The 20,367-nt window shown below is 58.5% G+C and carries 19 protein-coding genes; 13 read left to right on the top strand and 6 right to left on the bottom strand.

The genetic code is table 11. From position 1 onward, the window contains the following. Positions 1-67 precede the first annotated feature (67 nt). Entirely contained in the window at positions 68-2,617 is a 2,550-nt protein-coding gene (topA, locus tag EK369_RS10735) for a type I DNA topoisomerase (protein ID WP_127114242.1), read from the bottom strand. Between the two features lie 141 nt (positions 2,618-2,758). On the opposite strand from topA, the gene EK369_RS10730 reads away from it, so the two are divergent. Further along, entirely contained in the window at positions 2,759-3,196 is a 438-nt protein-coding gene (locus EK369_RS10730) for a hypothetical protein (RefSeq protein WP_127114241.1), read from the top strand. Between the two features lie 14 nt (positions 3,197-3,210). On the opposite strand, the gene dprA is transcribed toward EK369_RS10730, so the two are convergent. Beyond that, a complete protein-coding gene (dprA, locus tag EK369_RS10725) occupies positions 3,211-4,362 on the bottom strand; it encodes a DNA-processing protein DprA (protein ID WP_127114240.1) in 1,152 nt (383 codons plus the stop codon). Between the two features lie 83 nt (positions 4,363-4,445). Next, positions 4,446-5,867 carry a metalloprotease TldD gene (gene tldD / locus EK369_RS10720; RefSeq protein WP_127114239.1) on the bottom strand — a complete coding sequence of 474 codons (1,422 nt, stop codon included), beginning with the start codon at positions 5,865-5,867 and terminating at the stop codon, positions 4,446-4,448. 183 nt (positions 5,868-6,050) lie between these two features. Between tldD and coxB the strand changes: the two genes are divergently transcribed. From coxB to ribD, 12 genes are all read left to right on the top strand, one after another. Beyond that, positions 6,051-6,908, top strand: coding sequence for a cytochrome c oxidase subunit II (gene coxB / locus EK369_RS10715; protein ID WP_127114238.1), 858 nt, complete (start codon positions 6,051-6,053; stop codon positions 6,906-6,908). Between the two features lie 46 nt (positions 6,909-6,954). After that, the gene (gene cyoE, locus EK369_RS10710) at positions 6,955-7,893 is read left to right on the top strand and encodes a heme o synthase (protein ID WP_127114237.1); all 939 of its coding nucleotides are present in this window, start codon (positions 6,955-6,957) and stop codon (positions 7,891-7,893) included. A 3-nt stretch (positions 7,894-7,896) separates the two neighbouring features. Continuing rightward, positions 7,897-8,058 (top strand): cytochrome c oxidase system small membrane protein, encoded by a 162-nt coding sequence (locus tag EK369_RS21780; RefSeq protein ID WP_164726965.1) that lies wholly within the window; start codon positions 7,897-7,899, stop codon positions 8,056-8,058. Continuing rightward, positions 8,058-8,633: a cytochrome c oxidase assembly protein gene (locus EK369_RS10705; RefSeq protein WP_127114236.1), complete on the top strand. Its 576-nt coding sequence runs from the start codon at positions 8,058-8,060 to the stop codon at positions 8,631-8,633. The genes EK369_RS21780 and EK369_RS10705 overlap by 1 nt, the downstream gene beginning before the upstream one ends. Positions 8,634-8,661: 28 nt before the next feature. Next, entirely contained in the window at positions 8,662-9,477 is an 816-nt protein-coding gene (locus EK369_RS10700) for a cytochrome c oxidase subunit 3 (protein ID WP_127114235.1), read from the top strand. A gap of 92 nt (positions 9,478-9,569) precedes the next feature. Then, positions 9,570-10,247, top strand: coding sequence for an SURF1 family protein (locus tag EK369_RS10695; protein ID WP_127114234.1), 678 nt, complete (start codon positions 9,570-9,572; stop codon positions 10,245-10,247). Positions 10,248-10,252: 5 nt separating this feature from the next. After that, positions 10,253-11,641: a threonine synthase gene (thrC, locus tag EK369_RS10690; protein WP_127114233.1), complete on the top strand. Its 1,389-nt coding sequence runs from the start codon at positions 10,253-10,255 to the stop codon at positions 11,639-11,641. Beyond that, positions 11,638-12,900, top strand: a complete 1,263-nt coding sequence (locus EK369_RS10685; RefSeq protein WP_127114232.1) for a M16 family metallopeptidase — start codon at positions 11,638-11,640, stop codon at positions 12,898-12,900. Before thrC ends, EK369_RS10685 begins: the two co-directional genes overlap by 4 nt. Then, positions 12,900-13,490 (top strand): GNAT family N-acetyltransferase, encoded by a 591-nt coding sequence (locus EK369_RS10680; protein ID WP_127114231.1) that lies wholly within the window; start codon positions 12,900-12,902, stop codon positions 13,488-13,490. Before EK369_RS10685 ends, EK369_RS10680 begins: the two co-directional genes overlap by 1 nt. A 5-nt stretch (positions 13,491-13,495) precedes the next feature. Next, on the top strand, positions 13,496-13,915 hold the full coding sequence (locus EK369_RS10675; RefSeq protein WP_127114230.1) for a secondary thiamine-phosphate synthase enzyme YjbQ: 420 nt from the start codon (positions 13,496-13,498) through the stop codon (positions 13,913-13,915). 246 nt (positions 13,916-14,161) lie between these two features. Further along, positions 14,162-14,629 carry a transcriptional regulator NrdR gene (gene nrdR / locus EK369_RS10670; protein ID WP_127114229.1) on the top strand — a complete coding sequence of 156 codons (468 nt, stop codon included), beginning with the start codon at positions 14,162-14,164 and terminating at the stop codon, positions 14,627-14,629. A 20-nt stretch (positions 14,630-14,649) separates the two neighbouring features. Then, the gene (gene ribD / locus EK369_RS10665; RefSeq protein ID WP_127114228.1) at positions 14,650-15,717 is read left to right on the top strand and encodes a bifunctional diaminohydroxyphosphoribosylaminopyrimidine deaminase/5-amino-6-(5-phosphoribosylamino)uracil reductase RibD; all 1,068 of its coding nucleotides are present in this window, start codon (positions 14,650-14,652) and stop codon (positions 15,715-15,717) included. Position 15,718: 1 nt separating this feature from the next. Here ribD and EK369_RS10660 read toward each other — a convergent pair whose 3' ends face one another. From EK369_RS10660 to EK369_RS10650, 3 genes are all read right to left on the bottom strand, one after another. Continuing rightward, complete coding sequence (locus tag EK369_RS10660) at positions 15,719-17,719, bottom strand: capsule polysaccharide biogenesis protein (protein ID WP_127114227.1); 2,001 nt, start codon at positions 17,717-17,719, stop codon at positions 15,719-15,721. Positions 17,720-17,729: 10 nt separating this feature from the next. After that, positions 17,730-18,866: a polysaccharide biosynthesis/export family protein gene (locus EK369_RS10655; RefSeq protein ID WP_235871400.1), complete on the bottom strand. Its 1,137-nt coding sequence runs from the start codon at positions 18,864-18,866 to the stop codon at positions 17,730-17,732. Positions 18,867-18,961: 95 nt separating this feature from the next. Next, entirely contained in the window at positions 18,962-20,254 is a 1,293-nt protein-coding gene (locus EK369_RS10650) for a capsule polysaccharide biogenesis protein (RefSeq protein ID WP_127114226.1), read from the bottom strand. Positions 20,255-20,367: the final 113 nt, after the last annotated feature.

Here is a 20,367-nt window from a genome sequence, read left to right as displayed (position 1 = left end):
GCAACGGGTGTTCCGCAAGTCACGTGCATGTGACTCGCGGAATTGTGAGGACGGCCAAGGCCGGGCGCTACTTGGCCGCTGACTTTTTGGGCGCGGCCTTTTTCTTTGCGGGCGCTTTGCGCTTGGTGCCCTTTTTCGAGGCCTTCTCTGCGATCAGCGCGACGGCCATCTCCATGGTGACGTCAGCGGGCTCCGTTCCCTTGGGCAGGGTGGCATTAACCTTTTCCCACTTAACATAGGGACCATAGCGGCCTTCCATGACATTCACGGGCCCGCCGCTTTCGGGATGCTCGCCCAGCTCCTTCAGCGGTTTTGCCGCGGCACTGCTGCCACGCCGCCCGGGATTGGCGCGTTTTTCGGCCAAGAGTTCGACGGCGCGGTTCATGCCGATCTCGAAGACATCGTTCGGGTCTTTGAGGTTTGCGTAAACCGGTTTTGCCTCGTCGGGCAATTGGTGCATGACATATGGACCGAACCGGCCGAAATTGGACGAGATCGCGCCACCTTCGGGGTGATCCCCGATCTGGCGCGGCAGGCTCAACAGGACAAGCGCCTTTTCAAGGTCCATGTCCTCTTTGTTCCACCCGCGTGGCAGTGACGCGCGCGGCGGTTTCTTGTTTTCCGGGGTCGGTTCACCACGTTGCACATAGGGACCAAAACGTCCGGCTTTCAGCCAGATCTCGTCACCGGCATCTTCACCCAGAACACGTTCATCACCATCCGCACCTTCACCAGCGATGGGGCGGGTATAGGTGCATTCCGGATAGTTGCCACAGCCCACGAAACCACCCGTGCGCGAGGATTTCAGGTGCAACTGTCCTTGTCCACATTTCGGGCAAACCCGCGGGTCTGATCCATCCTCTTTCGGAGGATAGAGTTGTGGGGCCAGGGCGTCGTCCAGGACATCCAGAACCTCGGAAATGCGCAACTCGGACGTTTCTGCAATCGCCGCCGAGAAGTCCTTCCAGAAGCGGCTCAGAACGTTCTTGTAATTGCGCTCGCCGGCCGAGACATCGTCCAGCTCTTCTTCAAGGTTCGCGGTGAACTCATAACCGACGTACTGACGGAAGAAGTTCAGAAGGAAGATCGTGACAATCCGCCCCTTATCCTCTGGGAACAAACGGTTTTTGTCTTTCCGCACATACTCACGATCCTGAATCGTGGTGATCACGCTGGCATAGGTCGACGGGCGTCCGATGCCCAGCTCTTCCATGCGCTTGACCAATGTTGCCTCGGTATAGCGCGGCGGGGGTTGAGTGAAATGTTGTTCGGGCGTCACGGTCCGTTTGTCGGCCTTTTCGCCCTGCATGATTTGCGGCAGACGCTTGTCGTCATCGTCGACAACATCATCGCGACCTTCTTCGTAGACCCGCAGGAAGCCGTCAAACAGTACCACCTGACCCGTGGCCCGCAAGACGACCTGCGAGTCATCGCTGGCAATGTCTACGGTCGTGCGCTCCAGGCGCGCGCCTTCCATCTGGCAGGCGATGGTGCGTTTCCAGATCAGGTCATATAGCTTGCGCTGATCGGCTTCGAGCCGCTGCAGGTCATCCGCCGTGCGCATCATGTCCGTTGGACGGATACATTCGTGGGCCTCTTGGGCGTTCTTTGCCTTGTTCTTGTAGATACGCGGCGATGCGGGGACATACTCTGCACCATAACGTTCTTTGATCGCGTCGCGCGTGGCGGACACTGCTTCGGGCGCCATGTCGATGCCATCGGTCCGCATATAGGTGATGTACCCGGCCTCGTACAGCCGCTGGGCCGTGCTCATACACTGGCGCGCGCCCATGCCAAATTTACGGCTGGCTTCCTGTTGAAGGGTTGAGGTCATGAAGGGGGCCGAAGGGTTGCGGCTGGCCGGTTTGGCCTCGACCGAGGCGATCTTCAGATCGCGGGATTGGATGGCCTGAACGGCCAACTCTGCTGCCGTGCTGTTTTCCAGCCCATATTTGTCGAGCTTTTCTCCGCCCAAAACCGTCAAGCGCGCTTCAAATTCCTGGCCTCGCGGAGTCGCGAGCAACGCCTTGACGCTCCAGTATTCCCGCGCCTTGAACGCCTCGATCTCCATCTCGCGTTCGACGATCAGTCGCAGGCAGACCGACTGAACGCGCCCCGCGGAGCGGGCACCGGGCAGCTTGCGCCACAGGACCGGTGACAAGTTAAATCCCACAAGATAATCGAGTGCCCGCCGCGCGAGGTAGGCGTCGACCAGAGGCTGGTCGATGTCGCGCGGGTTCTGCATCGCTTCGGTAACAGCGGACTTGGTGATCGCATTAAAGACCACGCGACTGACGGGCGTGTCTTTTTTGATGGCGCGACGTTTGCGCAGGGCCTCTTCAAGGTGCCAGCTGATGGCCTCACCTTCGCGATCGGGGTCGGTGGCGAGGATCAGGTTGTTGTCTTCTTTCAGGGCGTCGGCAATGGCTTTGACGTGCTTGCGAGAGTCGTTACCGACCTCCCAAGTCATGTCAAATTCGTTTGCGGTATCAACTGAGCCGTCCTTGGCAGGCAGGTCACGCACGTGACCATATGATGCCAGAACAGTATAGTTGGACCCCAAGTATTTGTTGATTGTTTTGGCTTTTGCCGGGGATTCGACAACGACTACTGGCATGAAATTTCCTCTCGACTCGGAGCGGTCGTTATGGCGGCGAAAAATGTGGGGTGGAAGGGGGGAATGTCAATGAGGCGTGATATTTGTTGTGACAATTTTGACGCGGCATGTAGGGTCAAGCTGTCTTTGAGGAGGTTTCAGATGCGCGTGATCGCAACGATTTTGATGATGATGGCTGGGGCTGTAAACGCTGCTGACTGGAGCGAGCCTGCCCGTGGAACCTATGATCGCAAAGCTATGATGGATGCGGTTCGTCCACACGCAGAGTGGCTGTTCGGCGACCCGGTGCAATTTGTTGTGCATGATCTGCGACGCGCTGGAAATATTGGCTTTGGAGCGCTGACGGCTCAACGCCCCGGGGGCAAGGCCATCGATATGCACAGGACGCCCGGGGCGCGCTTAGGAGAGATTGATCTGGAAATGGAAGGCCAGGAAGACTTTCTTGTTCTCTATCGGAAATCCGGCGACACCTGGGTGGCGGTTCATTGGTCCTATGGCGCAGGAGATGTCTGGTTCGCTTGGGAACCGCTTTGTGCTGAGTACCGACCCGTGATCGAAGAGTTTTGTCGCGGGCTTTGACCGGCGTTTCACGGTCAGACCCGTGACAACAGCCCCCCGGCCTGGCGCGTGATTCGCCCTTCTAGTTCAAGATCCATCAGAACCGGGGTCACCCGTTTGGCCGAGGATGCGAGATCCCGGATCAACTGGTCCTCTGCCAAAGGGGCCGGGCCAAGGTGGTTGAGAATCTGCATGTGCAGATCAGATGTTTCGCGCAATGTGCGCGGCGCTGGTGTTTCCGGGGCGGGCCCAAGCGGGAGTGTATCCTGCGCAGGCGCTGCCTGTGGTCGTATGGCCTCACCAATGGCTTCAATCACGTCGTTGGCTGAGCGAACAAGTGTCGCGCCATCCCGGATCAGCATGTTGCACCCCGAAGCGCGGGCATCAAAGGGATGTCCCGGCACCGCCAGAACCTCTCGACCCTGGTCAAGCGCATCGCGGGCTGTGATGAGACTGCCCGACCGGCCCGCCGCCTCAACCACGATGACCGCGCGGCTTAGGCCCGAAATAATCCGGTTGCGCACCGGGAAATGGCGCGCCTGCGGAACAGTGCCCATGGGGCATTCCGACAGGCGCAGGCCGTGAGTGGCCAACTGTTCGGCCAAGGGGGTATTCTCAGCCGGGTAAATCACGTCGACACCGCCTGCCTGAACGGCAATCGAGCCGGTCTTCAGGCTGGCCTGATGCGCTGCAGTGTCGATGCCTCGGGCCAATCCCGATACGACAACAAACCCCGCCTCGCCGAGATCTTTAGCCAGGGAGCGCGCCATGCGTTGGCCCAAAGACGAAGCGTTGCGCGCACCCACCATGGCAATCATCGGGCGATTGGCGAGCGTGGTATCGCCAATTGTCCACAAAAGCGGTGGTGCATCAGACAACTCGGAAAGCGGCGCGGGATACTCTGCTTGGCCCATCGCAATCAGACGGGCACCAGCCGCCGCGCCGGTTGCCAGTTCGCGGGCAATGCGCGCTGGGTCGCAGGGCTGATAGTTGGTTTCTCCGGCTTCAGCAGCAATCTCAGGCAAAGCTGCCAAAGCCGCCTCGGCGCTGCCAAATTCCTTTAACAATCGATGAAAGGTTGCGATGCCGACACGTCGGGAACGCAAAAGGCGGAGCCACGCAAACCGTTGTTCTTCCGTGGTGGGTGGGAGTTGGGGGTGAGTGGAAGAATTGTGGGTTCCGGTCATCCGTAGCTCCGCCTGCTTGCAGAATCAGGTTTAGCGCGCCCCTGGTTAACAGCGCGTAAACCAAGACAGGGAATCCAGAAAACTTAAGCCGCCGACCCACCTACTGTCAGCCCGTCCATCAGCACCGTCGGTTGCCCAACGCCAACCGGCACCCATTGTCCAGCCTTGCCGCAATTGCCCATACCGGGATCAAGCGCCATGTCGTTGCCCAGTCCGCGGATCTGTTTCATTGCCGTGGCCCCATCCCCGATCAGGGTGGCCCCGTTCACCGGCGCGCCGATCTTGCCATTCTCAACGCGATAAGCCTCGGTGCAGGAGAACACGAACTTGCCATTTGTGATGTCGACCTGACCGCCGCCAAAGCCAACTGCGTAGATCCCATCCTTCAGCGATGCCACCAGATCTATCGGATCGCTCTCGCCGCCCTGCATATAGGTGTTGGTCATGCGCGGCATTGGGGGATGGGCAAAGCTCTCACGTCGTCCGTTGCCGGTCGGATCAACACCCATCAGGCGCGCGTTCTGACGATCCTGCATATAGCCAACAAGGATGCCGTCTTCGATCAGGACGTTGCGCCTCGAAGGTGTGCCCTCGTCATCCACCGTGATCGATCCGCGCCGATCAGGAATTGTGCCATCATCGACAACGGTCACGCCGGGTGATGCCACACGCGATCCAATCAGACCGGAAAACTTTGAACTGCCTTTGCGGTTAAAGTCACCTTCCAGACCGTGTCCAACGGCCTCGTGCAAAAGGATACCGGGCCAGCCCGGGCCAAGCACAACCTGCATGGCACCAGCCGGGGCAGGGACGGCCTCAAGATTCACCAGCGCAATACGCAGTGCTTCGCGGGTCTTGGCCTGCCAGTCTGCGGGATCAATCAACCCATCCAGACCCAGCCGGCCGCCGCCCCCGGCACTGCCGCTTTCGCGACGGCCGTTTTGTTCCACGATGACCGAGACATTCACGCGCGTCATCGGGCGCACATCGCTGATCTGTTGCCCGTCGGGTCGCAGAATGACCACTTCCTGGTGCGAGGCCGCCAATGTGGCAGAGACCTGAACCACACGCGAATCCAGATCGCGGGCAAAGGCGTCGATCTCGCGTAATGTGTCGATCTTGACGGGCAGAGGGGCACCGGCAATCGGATCATCGTCAGTATATAGTTTGCGGTTGGTGGCAACGGGACCTGCAGCAAGCGTGCCGCCGCCTTCCCCCACGGCCAACCGGGCAGTTTCCACGGCGCGGGTCAGCGCGGCTTCGGAGATTTCCGACGAATGGGCATAGCCCGAAACCTCGCCACGCACGGCGCGCAGGCCGAATCCCTCGGACGCATCGTAAGACGCTGTCTTGAGCCGTCCGTCATCGAATACCAAAGCCTCGGATCGGCGCCGTTCCATGAACAATTCACCGTCATCCGCGCCCGCCGTAGCCGCGCGAAGTTGCCCAAGCGCAAATTCCGGGTCCAGAACCGTATCAAAAGGGCGGAATTTGATCTGCGTCATATGGATTTTCCTTTCGGAATTTGATCTAAGTCAAAAAAAGCGTCCGTTTGACGCGGGCTGACTTCTTTATTTGGCTGATAGAATATGGTTTCTAGCAGCGATACAACAGCGAGATTCCGCCCAGTGGGGCGGATTTTTGCAAGGACCGAGATAAAACAACACCGCAACCGATCAGGGTGAACTATGCGAATTCTAACGAAAATCCTGGGCTTGATGGCAGCAATCATGGCTCTCCCGGCAGTGGCGCAGGCTGCTGAGACCATTGGTAAGCCTGTTGACGGCCTGATGGGCTGGCAACCTGCCGCGACCGAACTGGCGCGTGACCTGCAGTCGCTCGACTACATGATTCTGGTGATCATCACCGTGATCGTACTGTTTGTGTGCGGTCTGGTGGGCTACATTATCCTGCGCTTCAACCGCCGCGCCAACCCCAACCCGGCGACTTTTACCCATAACACCCCGGTCGAGATCGCATGGACCATCGGTCCGATCCTGATTCTGGTGTTCATCGGGGCGTTCAGCTTGCCGGTCCTGTTCAAGCAGCAGGAAATCCCCGAAGCGGACATCACCATCAAGGTGACCGGCTACCAGTGGTACTGGGGCTATGAGTATGTCGATCACGAGTTCGAGTTTGAAAGCTTCCTGCTGGCCAAAGAAGAGCTGGAAGAAAACGGCTACAACTCGGATGAATACCTTCTGGCCACTGATACCAAGGTCGTTGTGCCCTCGGGCAAGACCATCGTGATGCAGGTGACCGCCGCGGACGTGATCCACTCGTGGACCATTCCTGCGTTCGGCGTGAAACAGGATGCGGTTCCCGGCCGTCTGGCTGAGCTGTGGTTCAACGTCGACGAAGGCAAAGAGGGCATCTATTTTGGTCAATGTTCCGAGCTTTGCGGCAAGGACCACGCCTATATGCCGATCACTGTCGAAGTTGTGACCCAGGCCGAATACGACGCGTGGCTGCAAGGTGCGATCGAGGAATATGCCGGCGACATGTCGACCCTCCCGACCGTGCAAACCGCGCAAGTCACCCAGTAAACTGATGTAGGGCGGGGAAATCCCCGCCTCACCAACAGGACAACCCATGAGCGACGCAAGCCTCAATACCAACCTACAGACCCAGGAAGCCGGTTTCGGCGACTATTTCGCGTTGCTGAAGCCGCGCGTCATGTCGTTGGTTGTCTTCACGGCGCTGGTCGGCCTTTTGGCAGCACCGGTTGATGTTCACCCGATGATCGCCTTTGCGTCGATCCTGTTCATCGCCGTTGGCGGTGGTGCTTCGGGTGCGCTGAACATGTGGTGGGACGCTGACATCGACGCGGTGATGAAGCGTACCCAGTCGCGCCCCATTCCTTCGGGCAAGGTTACCCGCGACGAGGCCTTTGCCATTGGCATGACCCTCTCGGTCTTTGCCTGCATCATGCTGGCGCTGGCGTCGAACATCTTTGCGGGCCTGCTTTTGGCCTTTACCATCTTCTTCTACGTGGTGATCTACACCATGTGGCTGAAGCGCTGGACGCCCCAGAACATCGTGATCGGCGGTGCGGCCGGGGCTTTCCCTCCGATGATCGGTTGGGCTGTCGCCACGGGCGGTGTGTCGGTCGAAAGTGTGTTGATGTTCACCCTGACATTCATGTGGACACCGCCGCACTTCTGGGCTCTGTGCCTGTTCATGAAGTCGGATTACAAGGATGCGGGCGTACCGATGCTGCACGTGACCCATGGGCGCAAATCGACACGCACCCATATCCTGGTTTATACGCTGCTTCTGGCCGTTGTGGCTGTTGGCATGGCCTTTACCGGTGTAGGTGGTCCGATCTACCTGACCGTGGCGCTGATCCTCAACGGGTTGTTCATTGCCGGTGCGATCTCGATCTGGCGCCGCGATGAAGAAGTTGCCGAGGCCGACAACTACAAGCGCGAAAAATCGTTCTTTGGCCTGTCTCTTCTCTATCTGTTCCTGCACTTTGGTGCGATCCTGGCCGAGGCGACTCTGGCTCCTTACGGATTGGGAGGCTGGTAAGTCATGGGTTTTCAGGTTGAACACGAACTGCACAAACGCCGTCTGGGCCGCAATGTCGGTCTTGCGGCGGTGCTGGTTGGATTTATCGTGATCGTCTTTGGACTGACGGTCGTCAAAGTCACACGCGGCGATTACGAGCCCGAAAACGCAGCGATTCAGAACTGATGGCGATGAACCAACAAAATAAAACCGTGCTTAAGCTGGTTGGCGTTGTTGTGACGATGGGCGCGCTGGCATGGGCGTCAGTGCCTTTTTACGACTGGTTCTGCCGTGTCACCGGTTTTGGCGGTGCGACAAGTGTTGCCGAGGCTGGCTCTGATGTGATCCTCGAAAAAACCATCAAGGTCCGGTTCGACGCCTCGAAAGAGCGCGACTTTCCATGGGAATTCAAACCCATGCAGCGCCAGATGGAAATTCGCATCGGTGAAACCGGGCTGGCGTTTTACGAGGCTTACAATCCCACTGACCGCCCGATTGCGGGGGCAGCCAGTTACAACGTGACCCCCTATGAGGCGGGTGGCTTTTTTACCAAGATCGACTGTTTCTGCTTTGAAGAGCAGGTTTTGCAGCCCGGCGAGCGTGTGACGATGCCGGTCTCATTCTACGTCGACCCCGAAATCGTGACGGATCGGGATGCAAAGTACGTTCACAGCATCACGCTCAGCTACACGTTCCATGAAATCGACCTGCCCGAAGAGACTGCCTCTTTGGTCGGGACAAACGAAACCGAAGTTAACTAAAAGCCTTCCAACGAGGGAAAGACCAAAAATGGCGCACGAAAAAAACCACGATTATCACATTCTGCCGCCGTCGCTTTGGCCGCTGCTGGGCGGGCTGGGCGCATTCATTATGCTGTTTGGCGCAGTTCTCTGGATTTCTCCGCAGGTTCAAAACAACACCCCGTGGATGTTCTTTATTGGCCTCGCAATGGTTCTCTACGTCATGTTCGGCTGGTGGTCGGAAGTTGTCGCCGAGGGCAATGGCGGCGTAGATCATACCCCCGTCGTGAAGATCGGCCTGCGCTATGGCGTTGTTCTGTTCATCATGTCCGAAGTGATGTTCTTCTCGGCATGGTTCTGGAGTTTCTTCAAACACGCCATCTACCCGATGGGCCCCGAAAGCCCTGCCATTGACGGCGTCTGGCCCCCGGTTGGTATCGAGACCTTTGATCCGTGGCACCTGCCGCTGATCAACACGCTGATCCTGTTGTGCTCGGGTATGGCCGCCACTTGGGCGCACCACGCGATTGCACATGAGAACAACCGCAACGACATGAAATGGGGTCTGATCCTGGCTGTTGTGCTTGGCGTTGTCTTTACTGTCTTCCAGTTCTACGAGTATCAACACGCCGCCTTTGGTTTCTCGGGCAACATCTATGGCGCCAACTTCTTCATGGCGACCGGCTTCCATGGCTTCCACGTGATCATTGGCACCATCTTCCTGCTGGTTTGCCTGATCCGTCTGCAAGCGGGACACTTCACGCCAGAGAGCCACGTCGGCTTTGAGGCGGCTGCCTGGTACTGGCACTTTGTTGACGTTGTCTGGTTGTTCCTCTTCGCAGCTGTCTACATCTGGGGCGGCTAAGCCTTTGCGGTTGAAACACCGCGGACAATACGCGTAAACCAAATCGCGGGTGGCAACGGCCTCCCGCGATTTTCCTTTTCTGGGTAGCCCCGTTGAACCGATTTATCCTTCCGCTGGTCTTTGGCATTGTTGGCACTGCGATCCTCGTGTCGCTGGGCAATTGGCAAGTGCGCCGCATGGCCGAGAAAGAGGCATTTCTGGCAGATATCGACGCGCGTATCGGGGATCAGCCCGTGGCCATTCCGAGCAAACCGGCCCCCGAGAGGGATCGAATGCTTGCGGCCAGTGTGACGGGCACCTTTACCGCAGACGAACTACACTTTCTTGTCAGCACCAAACAGCTGGGCGCCGGGTATCGCGTTGTCTCGGCGTTTGAGACCGATGATGGTCGTCGCATCATGGTGGATCGCGGCTTTGTTCCGATCCCGGACAAGGACGCGACGCGCTTCACAGGCCCCGCAACCGTCACCGGCAATCTTCACTGGCCTGACGAGCGTGACAGCTACACGCCGGAAAATGATGTTGACGGAAATATCTGGTTCGCCCGAGACGTTCCGGTGATGGCAAAGGCCCTGCGATCGGAACCAATCCTGCTGATTGCCCGCGACATGTCGGAAAAAGACACGGGCGTGACGCCGCTTCCGCTCGACAGCTCCGGTATTCCCAATGATCACTTGGAATATGTGGTCACTTGGTACGGTCTAGCGATTGTGTGGATGGCCATGACCCTGTATTACCTGCGCCGCACGCGCAAAACCAAAAAGGCCTGAGACTCGTGAAATACATCTCGACCCGTGGCACCGCCCCGGAGCTGACATTCGAAGACGCCATGTTGACGGGCCTCGCCCGCGACGGAGGACTTTACGTTCCCGAGACTGTTCCGACCATGTCCAAGGACGAGATCGCTGCGCTGGCGGGCCTGTCCTATGAAGAGACCGCGTTCCGTGTCATGCGCCCCTTTGTCGGAGACGCTTTCACCGATGAAGAGTTCCAAGGCATCATCGCGCGCGCCTATGCTGGGTTCCGCCACGACGCTCGTGCACCGTTGGTGCAGCTGGCGCCGAACCATTTCCTGATGGAGCTGTTTCACGGGCCGACACTGGCGTTCAAAGACTTTGCCATGCAGCTGATCGGCCAACTGTTCCAGTTTTCGCTGGCGCGCCGCAATGAACGCGTGACCATTGTTGGTGCGACCTCAGGCGATACAGGATCTGCCGCAATTGAAGCATTCCGGGGTCTCGACAATGTCGACGTCTTTATCCTGTTCCCGCATGGCCGCGTCTCGGACATCCAGCGCAAGCAAATGACGACGCCGGAGGATGCCAATGTGCACGCCCTCGCGCTGGACGGTGATTTCGACGACTGCCAGGCCAAGCTTAAGGACATGTTCAATGACTTTGAGTTTCGCGATGGCGTGAAACTTGCCGGAGTGAACTCGATCAACTGGGCGCGGGTGCTGGCGCAAGTGGTATACTACTTCTCGACCGCCGTGTCGCTCGGCGCGCCTGACCGCAAGATTTCGTTCACCGTGCCCACGGGCAACTTTGGCGACATCTTTGCCGGCTACATCGCCAAGAAAATGGGCCTGCCGATTGATCGTCTGGTGATCGCCACCAACCAGAATGACATCCTGCACCGCACGATGGAAACCTCCGCCTACACCAAAGAGGGTGTGACCCCGTCGATTTCTCCATCTATGGACATTCAGGTTTCGTCGAACTTTGAACGCGCGTTGTTTGACGCCTATGGCCGCGATGGCAATGCGGTCGCGCAATCCATGGATGACCTGAGAGACGGGTCCTTCACCATCAGCCAGGGGGCGATGGACGTGCTGCGCGAGAATTTTAATTCCGGCTGCGCCTCAGAAGACGAAACCATGGCGACGATCACAGGCGCCTACACCAAAACCGGAGAAGTGCTTTGCCCGCACTCGGCTGTTGGGGTAAAGGTCGCGAACGAACATTTGGGTGACTGCCCGATGATCACATTGGCCACCGCGCACCCTGCCAAGTTCCCCGATGCAGTGGAACAGGCAATGGGCGCTCGCCCCGGCCTGCCGCCACATATGGTGGACATGATGGATAAACCTGAGCGTGTCACGCGGGTGCCCAATGACCTTGAGCACCTGAAGGCCCTCATAAAAGAGCGGATCGCCGCACGTTGACAACACGAATTCACACGCTGCCCAACGGCTTTCGCATCGTGACCGAGCATATGCCCGGTCTCGAAAGTGCTTCGATTGGTATTTGGGTCAATGCAGGCGGGCGTCACGAACGCCAGCCGCAAAACGGCATTGCCCATTTCCTGGAACACATGGCTTTCAAGGGCACGGAAAAGCGCAACGCGTTGGAGATTGCCGAGGCAATCGAGGATGTGGGCGGGTACATCAACGCCTACACCAGCCGCGAAGTCACGGCCTACTATGCGCGCGTGCTCAAGGGAGACGTTGCGCTGGCACTGGACGTGATCGGCGACATCGTTTTGAACCCGATCTTCGATGCCAATGAGATTGAGATTGAGCGTGGCGTGATCCTTCAAGAGATTGGCCAGTCGCTGGATACACCGGATGATGTGATCTTTGACTGGCTTCAGGAACGTGCTTATCCCGATCAATCCATCGGACGTACTATTCTGGGGGCAGAAGATCGCGTGCGCGCCTTTGGTCGCGATGACCTCTCCCAGTTTGTCGCTGAGCACTATCGTCCTGAACGCATGGTGCTCGCCGCCGCTGGTGGCGTCGACCATGACGAGATCGTGCGCATTGCGGAAGACATGTTTGGCGAGATGTCTGGTGGCAAGGTGCTGGGCCTGGATGCGGCGCGGTTTCATGGCGGGGAATATCGCACGGAGAAATCGCTGGAGCAGGCGCATTTCGCCTTGGGGCTGGAAAGCCCTGATTACCGTGATCCGGCAATCTACACCGCACAGATTTACTCGACCGCACTGGGTGGAGGCATGTCATCGCGTCTGTTCCAGGAAGTGCGTGAGAAGCGTGGTCTCTGCTACACGATTTACGCCCAGACTGGGGCTTATGCCGATACTGGCATGACCACGATCTATGCAGGCACATCCGGCGATCAGATTGCTGATCTCGCCGAGATCACCATCGATGAGCTGAAGCGCGCTGCCGAGGATATGAACCCGCAGGAAATTGCCCGCGCCCGGACACAGATGAAGGCTGGCATGCTGATGGGGCTGGAAAGCCCGTCCAGCCGCGCTGAACGTCTGGCCCGTATGCTGGCGATCTGGGATCGCATTCCGGACCTTGCCGAGACGGTGGAACGCATCGATGCCGTGACAGATGAGGATGTGCGCAGGTTTGCCGAACATATGGCAGTCACCGCGCGCCCTGCACTGGCTCTATACGGACCAATCAGTGCTGCACCGGAGCTGGACAAGTTACAGGAGCGTCGCGCCGCCTGATGTTGCTCTCTCGTCGGAAGGTCCGGATTGAAACCGAGCGGCTGACACTCAGGCCGCCCATTCACTCGGATTTTCGCGACTGGTCAGGACTGCGGAGCGAAAACGCAGACTTTCTGATCCCATGGGAGCCCGCCTGGTCGGCTGATCACCTGACCCGGAAAAGTTTTACCAACCGAGTGTATTGGGCGCAGCGGTCGATCACGAACGGCCACGCGATGCCTCTGTTTCTGATCCGTCGTGGGGATGAGGCGTTGCTAGGGGCCATTACCCTCGACAACATTCGCCGCGGGCCTGCCCAATCTGGCACGCTGGGCTATTGGATCGCCGAAAGATACGCGCGCCAGGGGTACATGCGTGAAACGATCGAGGCTGTGGTCCACCATGCCTTTGTCCAGATGGACCTGAGCAGGATTGAAGCGGCCTGCTTGCCTGATAACGTTGCCTCTCGCAGGGTGCTGGAGAAAGCCGGGTTCAAGTATGAAGGCGTGGCCCAAAGCTATTTACAGATCGATGGTCGCTGGCGGACCCATGTGCTCTATGCGGCACTCAGGAATGACCGACGCGGGCGCACCATGGTTGGGCAGGCCTGAGGTCGATGCAGACCGAGTTCACCATTCCGACGCACGGGCAGGGGCTCTATGAATTCACCCATGATGTGACGGCTTGGGTTCGCGGCGCAGGGGCAGGGGATGGGCTGCTGACCCTTTTTGTGCGTCATACGTCCTGCAGTCTCCTGATACAGGAAAACGCTGATCCAGAGGTTCAGATTGACCTGCGCAACTTCTTTCATCGGCTGGTCCCGCCGACCACCGATCCGACCATGTCCTATTTGACACATACCTACGAAGGTCCTGACGACATGCCTGCCCATATCAAGGCGGCCTTATTGCCGGTCAGCCTGTCGATTCCGGTCACAGACGGGCGTCTGGCTCTTGGTACGTGGCAGGGAATTTACCTCTTTGAACACAGAAATGCGCCGCACACGAGGGGTGTAGCGGCGCATCTTTCTGCATGAATTCAGCGGCTGGTTCGGACCGCTTTAGGAAGTCTTGGAGGAAACTTCTTGACTCCTAGATGGGGCCTGCACCTGGGTTGCAACAGGGGGAAAACAAAAAAAGTTTCCCCGTGACATAATGAATCGCTCATCTAGCGGTTCAATTTGCCCCCTACCCAAACTGTTGAGGCCGTCCTATAGTGCCTGTGGATAAGTTGGGGCAACACCCAACTACCAGAGGCAGAGACGACTATAAGGGGAAGGCCAATGCGCTGCCCGTTTTGCGGAAATATCGACACTCAGGTCAAAGATTCACGCCCCGCCGAGGATCACGTTTCGATCCGGCGCCGCCGGTTCTGTCCGGCGTGTGGCGGACGGTTTACCACCTATGAACGCGTGCAGCTGCGCGACCTGGTGGTGGTGAAATCAAACGGACGTCGCGAAGATTTCGACCGTGACAAGCTGGAACGCTCAATTCGGATCTCCATGCAGAAGCGACCGGTTGACCCAGAGCGCATTGACCAGATGATATCGGGCATCGTGCGACGTCTGGAAAGCATGGGCGAGACGGATATTCCGTCCAAGACCATTGGTGAGATCGTGATGGAGGCATTGGCCCGCATCGACACCGTGGCCTATGTGCGTTTTGCCAGCGTTTACAAAAACTTCCAGGCTGCAGATGACTTTGACAAGTTTGTCTCGGAACTGCGGCCCGACGGGCAACAGGAAGAGTAACACTGTCTGATACGCGCTATATGGCGCTGGCCCTGACGCTTGGGCGTCGGGGGCAGGGGAATACGTGGCCCAACCCTGCGGTGGGCTGCGTGATCGTGCGTGACGGGCGCATTGTCGGTCGCGGTTGGACACAACCCGGCGGGAGACCGCACGCAGAAACCGAAGCCTTGGCACAAGCCGGCCAGGCCGCGCGAGGGGCGACGGCCTATGTCACGCTGGAACCCTGTGCCCATCATGGACATACGCCGCCTTGCGCTGACGCCTTGATTGCCGCGGGTATAGCCCGCGTTGTTGTTGCTGTCGAAGACAGCGACAGCCGGGTCTCGGGCAAGGGGCTAGAGATGCTACGTGCTGCGGGCATCCGGGTTGACGTGGGGGTTTTGCGTGACGAAGCGGCCCACGACTTGCAGGGGTTCTTTCTGAAGACCGATTTGGGGCGACCGTTTCTGACCCTCAAGCTTGCAGTTAGTCTGGATGGTCGGATCGCCACCGCGACCGGAGAAAGCCAATGGATCACCGGCCCGTCCTCGCGGCGTTTGGTGCATGCGATGCGGGCGCGGCATGACGCGGTTATGGTCGGGGGCGGTACGGCGCGTGTGGACGATCCGTCGCTCACGGTGCGCGATATGGGGGTATCGCGTCAGCCAGTGCGGGTTGTGGTTTCGCGACGGCTCGATCTGCCCTTGATGGGCATCCTCGCCAGAACTGCCCGTGACGTGCCGGTTTGGATCGCCCATGGGCGGGATGCGGATCCTATGTTGATCAACACATGGCAAGACCTTGGTGCGGTGATGTTGTCGTGTGATGTCGAAGGGGTCCATTTGTCACCCGCCTCGGTTCTGCAAGCCTTGGGTGCGCAAGGGTTGACCCGTGTTTTCTCCGAAGGTGGTGGCGCGCTTGCGGCCTCTTTCCTCGCTGCGGATCTGGTTGACGAGTTGATCACGTTCCACGCGGGTCTCACCTTGGGGGCCGAAGGCCACCCAGCCATTGGTGCCATGGGCATCGAACGTTTGGCTGATGCACCGCGATTTCGGTTGGTGGATCAGCAGCGCATCGGGCCCGACATGATGTCAGTCTGGCGGCGTTAATCTAGCGGGGACGCCAAAGCCAGCTTTGGCTTGCCAGCAGCCCCTGCAGTTTGGCCAAAGCGCGATTTGCCGCGCCGGGATGCGGTACTTCTCCGCTCGACAGACGGTCCAGGGCCACCTCGACTGGGCAGGGTAGGCCCATCTTGGGATCAAAGTAACGCGGATAGTCGATCAGAGCTGCGTGCACCAACCCTTCAATCGAAGGCTCGGCCGCCCGTCGAGCCGGGATGCGCCCTCGGTCCTCTGTCAGCCCCCAACCTGCGTAGAAAGGTGTGCCGAAGGTGACCACCCGTTTGCCGCGCAGCAGCGCTTCGAAACCGGTGCCCGAGGTCATGGTCCAGACTTCGTCAACATGCTCGAGCAGGACAGCCATGTCGACCTGCTCCAGGACAACATGTGCCAGGAGATGCGCGTCTTGCACTTGTCCAATGCGCAGGCCTGCCAGAACGTCCGGGTGGGGTTTGTAGATCACAACGGCGTCAGGGTTCTCCTGCACAGCGGCCTCTAGCAAGGCACGGTTGGTGCGGATGTTTTCTGTGCCACAGACAATCGAGGCATCATCTTCGACCTGACCGGGCACCAGAATACGCCGCCCTTTCGGCAACTCTGGCAGGTCTCCATCAAGATTGTACTTGCTGACCCGATGCTTGCGCAGAGACATCATGAGTTTTTCTGCGCGCAAGCTTTGATCCGGCCGCAAGTCTGCACGCTGAGAGATCAACCTTTCCAACCGACTTTCGCGGGTCGGATCGTAGTAGATCCCCAGGTCATCCAGCACCAGCGACAAGGGTGGCACAAGTTCTGCCCCCAATCCGCGCGATCGCAAGAAACCGTCCTCGCACCGCTGGCTGTGTTCGGGGCCGTCCTTCATGCCCCAAACCATATTGGGCCGATCCTTGTCGAGCTTGCCAAATCGCACTGGTCGCTCGGCACCAAAAAAACGCTGTAGCGGTTTGCGTTTCCACAGGCGCATACCATAAGCGTTCCACCCATTGCGGTCCTGACGCCAGGCGCGCGCCATGGCGTCAAGCGTGTCAATCACGCGTTCCGGAGTGGTCAGTTTGTCGAGAAAGGGGTCATACCAGGTAGGGTACAGGATCATTGCAGCCGCAAAGAGTTGTGATCGCGTCAGCTTGCGCTGGCGGCGGTCTACCGGGCGCTCGTCGGTTGTCAGCCCCCATCCCGCATAAAAAGGTTGGCCAAAGACACGAGGCTTATGGCCGGCAAAAATGGCCTCGAACCCCATCTGTGAGGACACTGTGTAAACCCCCACAGCACCTTCAAATAGGATCCAAGGGGAATGCGGTTCCGTGCATAGGGTAACCCTTGCTGTTTCGTCCGATGCATCAAAGTAACCTTGTCGATGACCTTGGGCCGTCTCGGGATGAGTTTTGATGAGAACCCTGCAGCCTGGATGTTCCTCCTGAGCCATCACCAGCATTTCGCGAAATTCGGCGTCGCCTGCGTTAGAGGCCGTGACCGATGCATCTCCGCGGGTTTGATCCACAACCAGGACATAGCCCGGTTCCGGTGGGGGCAGCTTTGGGTCATTGGCGGCATACTTTGAAAGATGCGCTTCCTTTAGGCGCGCGATGCACCCCCGCGCCCGCGCGAGCAGGGCACTGTCGTCCAGCGGATGCGTGGCGAGAAGGGTTTCGAGGTCTGACGGACGAGAGGGGTCGAAGTGTGGAGCTTTGGCATCGATAAAAAGACCCAAGGGCGGCTCGCCCGCTTCGCGTCCGGGGTGCAGGCTGCGCAGAAAGGCATCTTCGACGTAGACAACCCCAGCCCCGGTCAGGTCAGAGACGGCTTCGCCACGACCCGCGGTCGGGCTTTGTCCCCAGACGGCAATCAAATCATCCGGGCCGGGTTTGCCAACGGTGATGCGGTACCCGGCAAGTTGCAAAATGCGCTTGATGCGGGATTGCGTGAAAAAGCCGCCATTGAAGGCGAAAAGCCGCCGAAGATCTGTGTCTTCGGCGGCTTTAATGTCTTGGGACATTTGTGCCAAGTTATAGACCGCCCAGCCCGCCAATCGTGTCAGCCGAGGTGAGGGTTCCCGTGATTGCAGAAATGGTTTTGTCCCACGTGGTGATCGGCGCTTCGGTTACATAAAGTGTGTCACCGTCACGGACCACGAAATCGCGCGCCACGAACATGCCATTGGGTTGCGTCAGATCGAGCACATAGACCATGCGTTGCGCACCCTGAAGATCGTTGCGCCCCAAAACCTGGTTCGAGATATCATCCGCTTCGTTGCGGAAGATAAAGACCCCGGTCGGGTCGCCCTGGCTGGCGAGAATGCCGCCCACTTGGGCAATGGCCTCGAGGGCGGACATATCCTTGGTTTCAAAGTTCACACGGCTCTGGGTGCCTGTTGCGCCAAGTGCTGTAAAGGCGCGGGTGTCTTCCTCGACCAGAATGCGGTCACCGCCACGCAGCGCAATATCCAGTTGCGGGTGTTCGTACAGATCTTGCAGCCAGATTTTGCCGGTTGAATTGCCACGCAAAACCGTGACCTGTGCAATCTCCGGGGTGATGGTGACACCGCCTGCATTGGCAAGCATCGTTGAGAGTGTGCGCGTTGGCCGCTCAATCGGATAGACGCCCTGCGCCCCGACCGAACCCACCAGTGAAACGGTCGATCCGTCACCAGCGACGCGACGCACTTCGACCTGGGGGTCGGGGGTTTGTTCAGAGAGTTTTCCGACGATAATTCGACGGATCGATTCCGGAGTGTTGCCGGCGGCCCGGATGCGGCCCGCATAAGGCACAAAAATAAACCCGGCGCCGTCGACCTGAACCTCTTCCAGAACAGCGGCAACCTGGCCTTCTGGACCCAGCAGTGGTTTGTCAACGTTCTCCCAGATCGTCATGGATAGAATGTCACCCGGGCGAATGGTATCTGAGCCCAATACGCCTGCATTCTTGAAAGAATCGGTAAAGCCCAGAGCGGGAACGACGGCGGTTGCGCGGGTCACGCGGTCATTGACGGCCACCACATAGGCGTCACCTTCGCGCTGCACAGAGCCGGAATAGATTTCGGACTTGTTTGGACCAGCGCGCGGAATGAGATCGCAGGATGACACAATCGTCAACGCAGCCAGAACCGCGGCACACTTCGCCCAGCGTTTTTCTAAGGATTTCACTGCTCGGTCTCCTCGACCTGTTATTTTCTGCCTCAGGTTTTTTCTTTAAACTACCGGAATCCGGAATGAAAATCCAGCGCTATACCTTGTGGTTGTCACTTGATCAGACGCAACTGTTGCCTTGGAGCCGCTGTGCCGGAATGCAGTGCCTGATAAGGGTCTTCCTCGGACAGCATCATATCCACCACGTGTCGCATCAGCTGACGCCGACCGCGCGCCGAGTAAAACCCTCCGCCCACCTGGCTGGTTTCCAGCAGAAAGCGGCGATAGACCTTGTAGGCGCGGTTGTCCGGGCGGGTGGCACCGGCAAAGAAATTGGAGAGCGGCTGTGTGCTCACAAACTCGGGTTGATCATAGACCGCCTTGCCGAAAATCTTGAGCGGGATGCCACGCCACAGCACCTGCTGAGCCGCGGTTGAGTTTACGGTGACAGCGCTGCGGGCTTCGTTGAGAAGTTGGGCCAGTTTACCGCCGCGAACATAGTGCACACGGTCCGACAAATCATGCTCGCGGGCGAGGCGCGCGATTTCACGGCGCACGGGAACGCGACCATCCTCGAGAGGGTGGGCTTTGAAGACAAGGTGATGGTGTGCCGGGGCACCACGGGCGAATTCCGTAATCACCAGTTCCAGGAATTCGGTCATGGAAGAAAACGGCGAATGCTCCTGAAACGAGCTGTCATGTTCCAGTTGCAGCAGCGCCAGATGATAGGGAAAGCCGCCATAGCGAATACGCAACGTGGCGGCGCGGCGCTCAACCGCCAGCGCAGGCATCAACAGAAGCCTTTGAAGGTACAGCTGAAATTCACGCGTCACGGGCAAGTCCCGGTGCGGTTTGAAATTGCGGAACTGCTGGTTCAGAAACATGATGAACCAGTGATAGGCAAAACCGTAGAACACATGATGGCGCATGTCGCCCCAATGGGCAGGCGGCATGGGCGTGTCCATGTCGGTGCCCTCTAGCGCTTTTTCCATGTCGGGGATGGTCATGTTCATCAGGCGGGAATGACCGTTGGATCCGCCCCGTTCATAGGTCACCCAGAACGGGCGCAGATATCCCTCTTCAAAGACATGGACCCGGATACCCGCGAGTTTGGCACGTTCCACAGCCTGCGCATGGATTGGACGCACATCGCCATATAGGACGATGTCAGTGATGCCTTTTTCAGCGCAGATATTGTCAAATCGGTCGGGCCAATCTGCCGGGTCGTCCTGAAACGGAAGAAAGCTTTTGCGGTCGGACCAGAAAAACGCATCACCAGCGTTGAACCCCACGCGCCAGACAGTGGCACCGGAACGGCGCAGCATCTTAGCCAGGCCGCTAAAGAACGGTCCGTGCGGTCCTTGCAGGAACAGAAAGACTCTGTCTTTGCCACTCGATTTTGCCATCTCAACCTGTCTATATCGCAAGTTCTTAGTGAGACGTTACTCAAATCATTTGACGAAAGTAAGGCGACTTGCGCGCACAGGCGTGGCGGGGTAGGTCTCGGGAGTGGCGGCAT

This window comes from Shimia sediminis (genome assembly GCF_003990645.1).
GTDB lineage: Bacteria > Pseudomonadota > Alphaproteobacteria > Rhodobacterales > Rhodobacteraceae > Shimia > Shimia sediminis.
The sequence above is the reverse complement of the archived record's forward strand: the minus strand, read 5'-3'. Positions and strand labels throughout refer to the sequence as shown.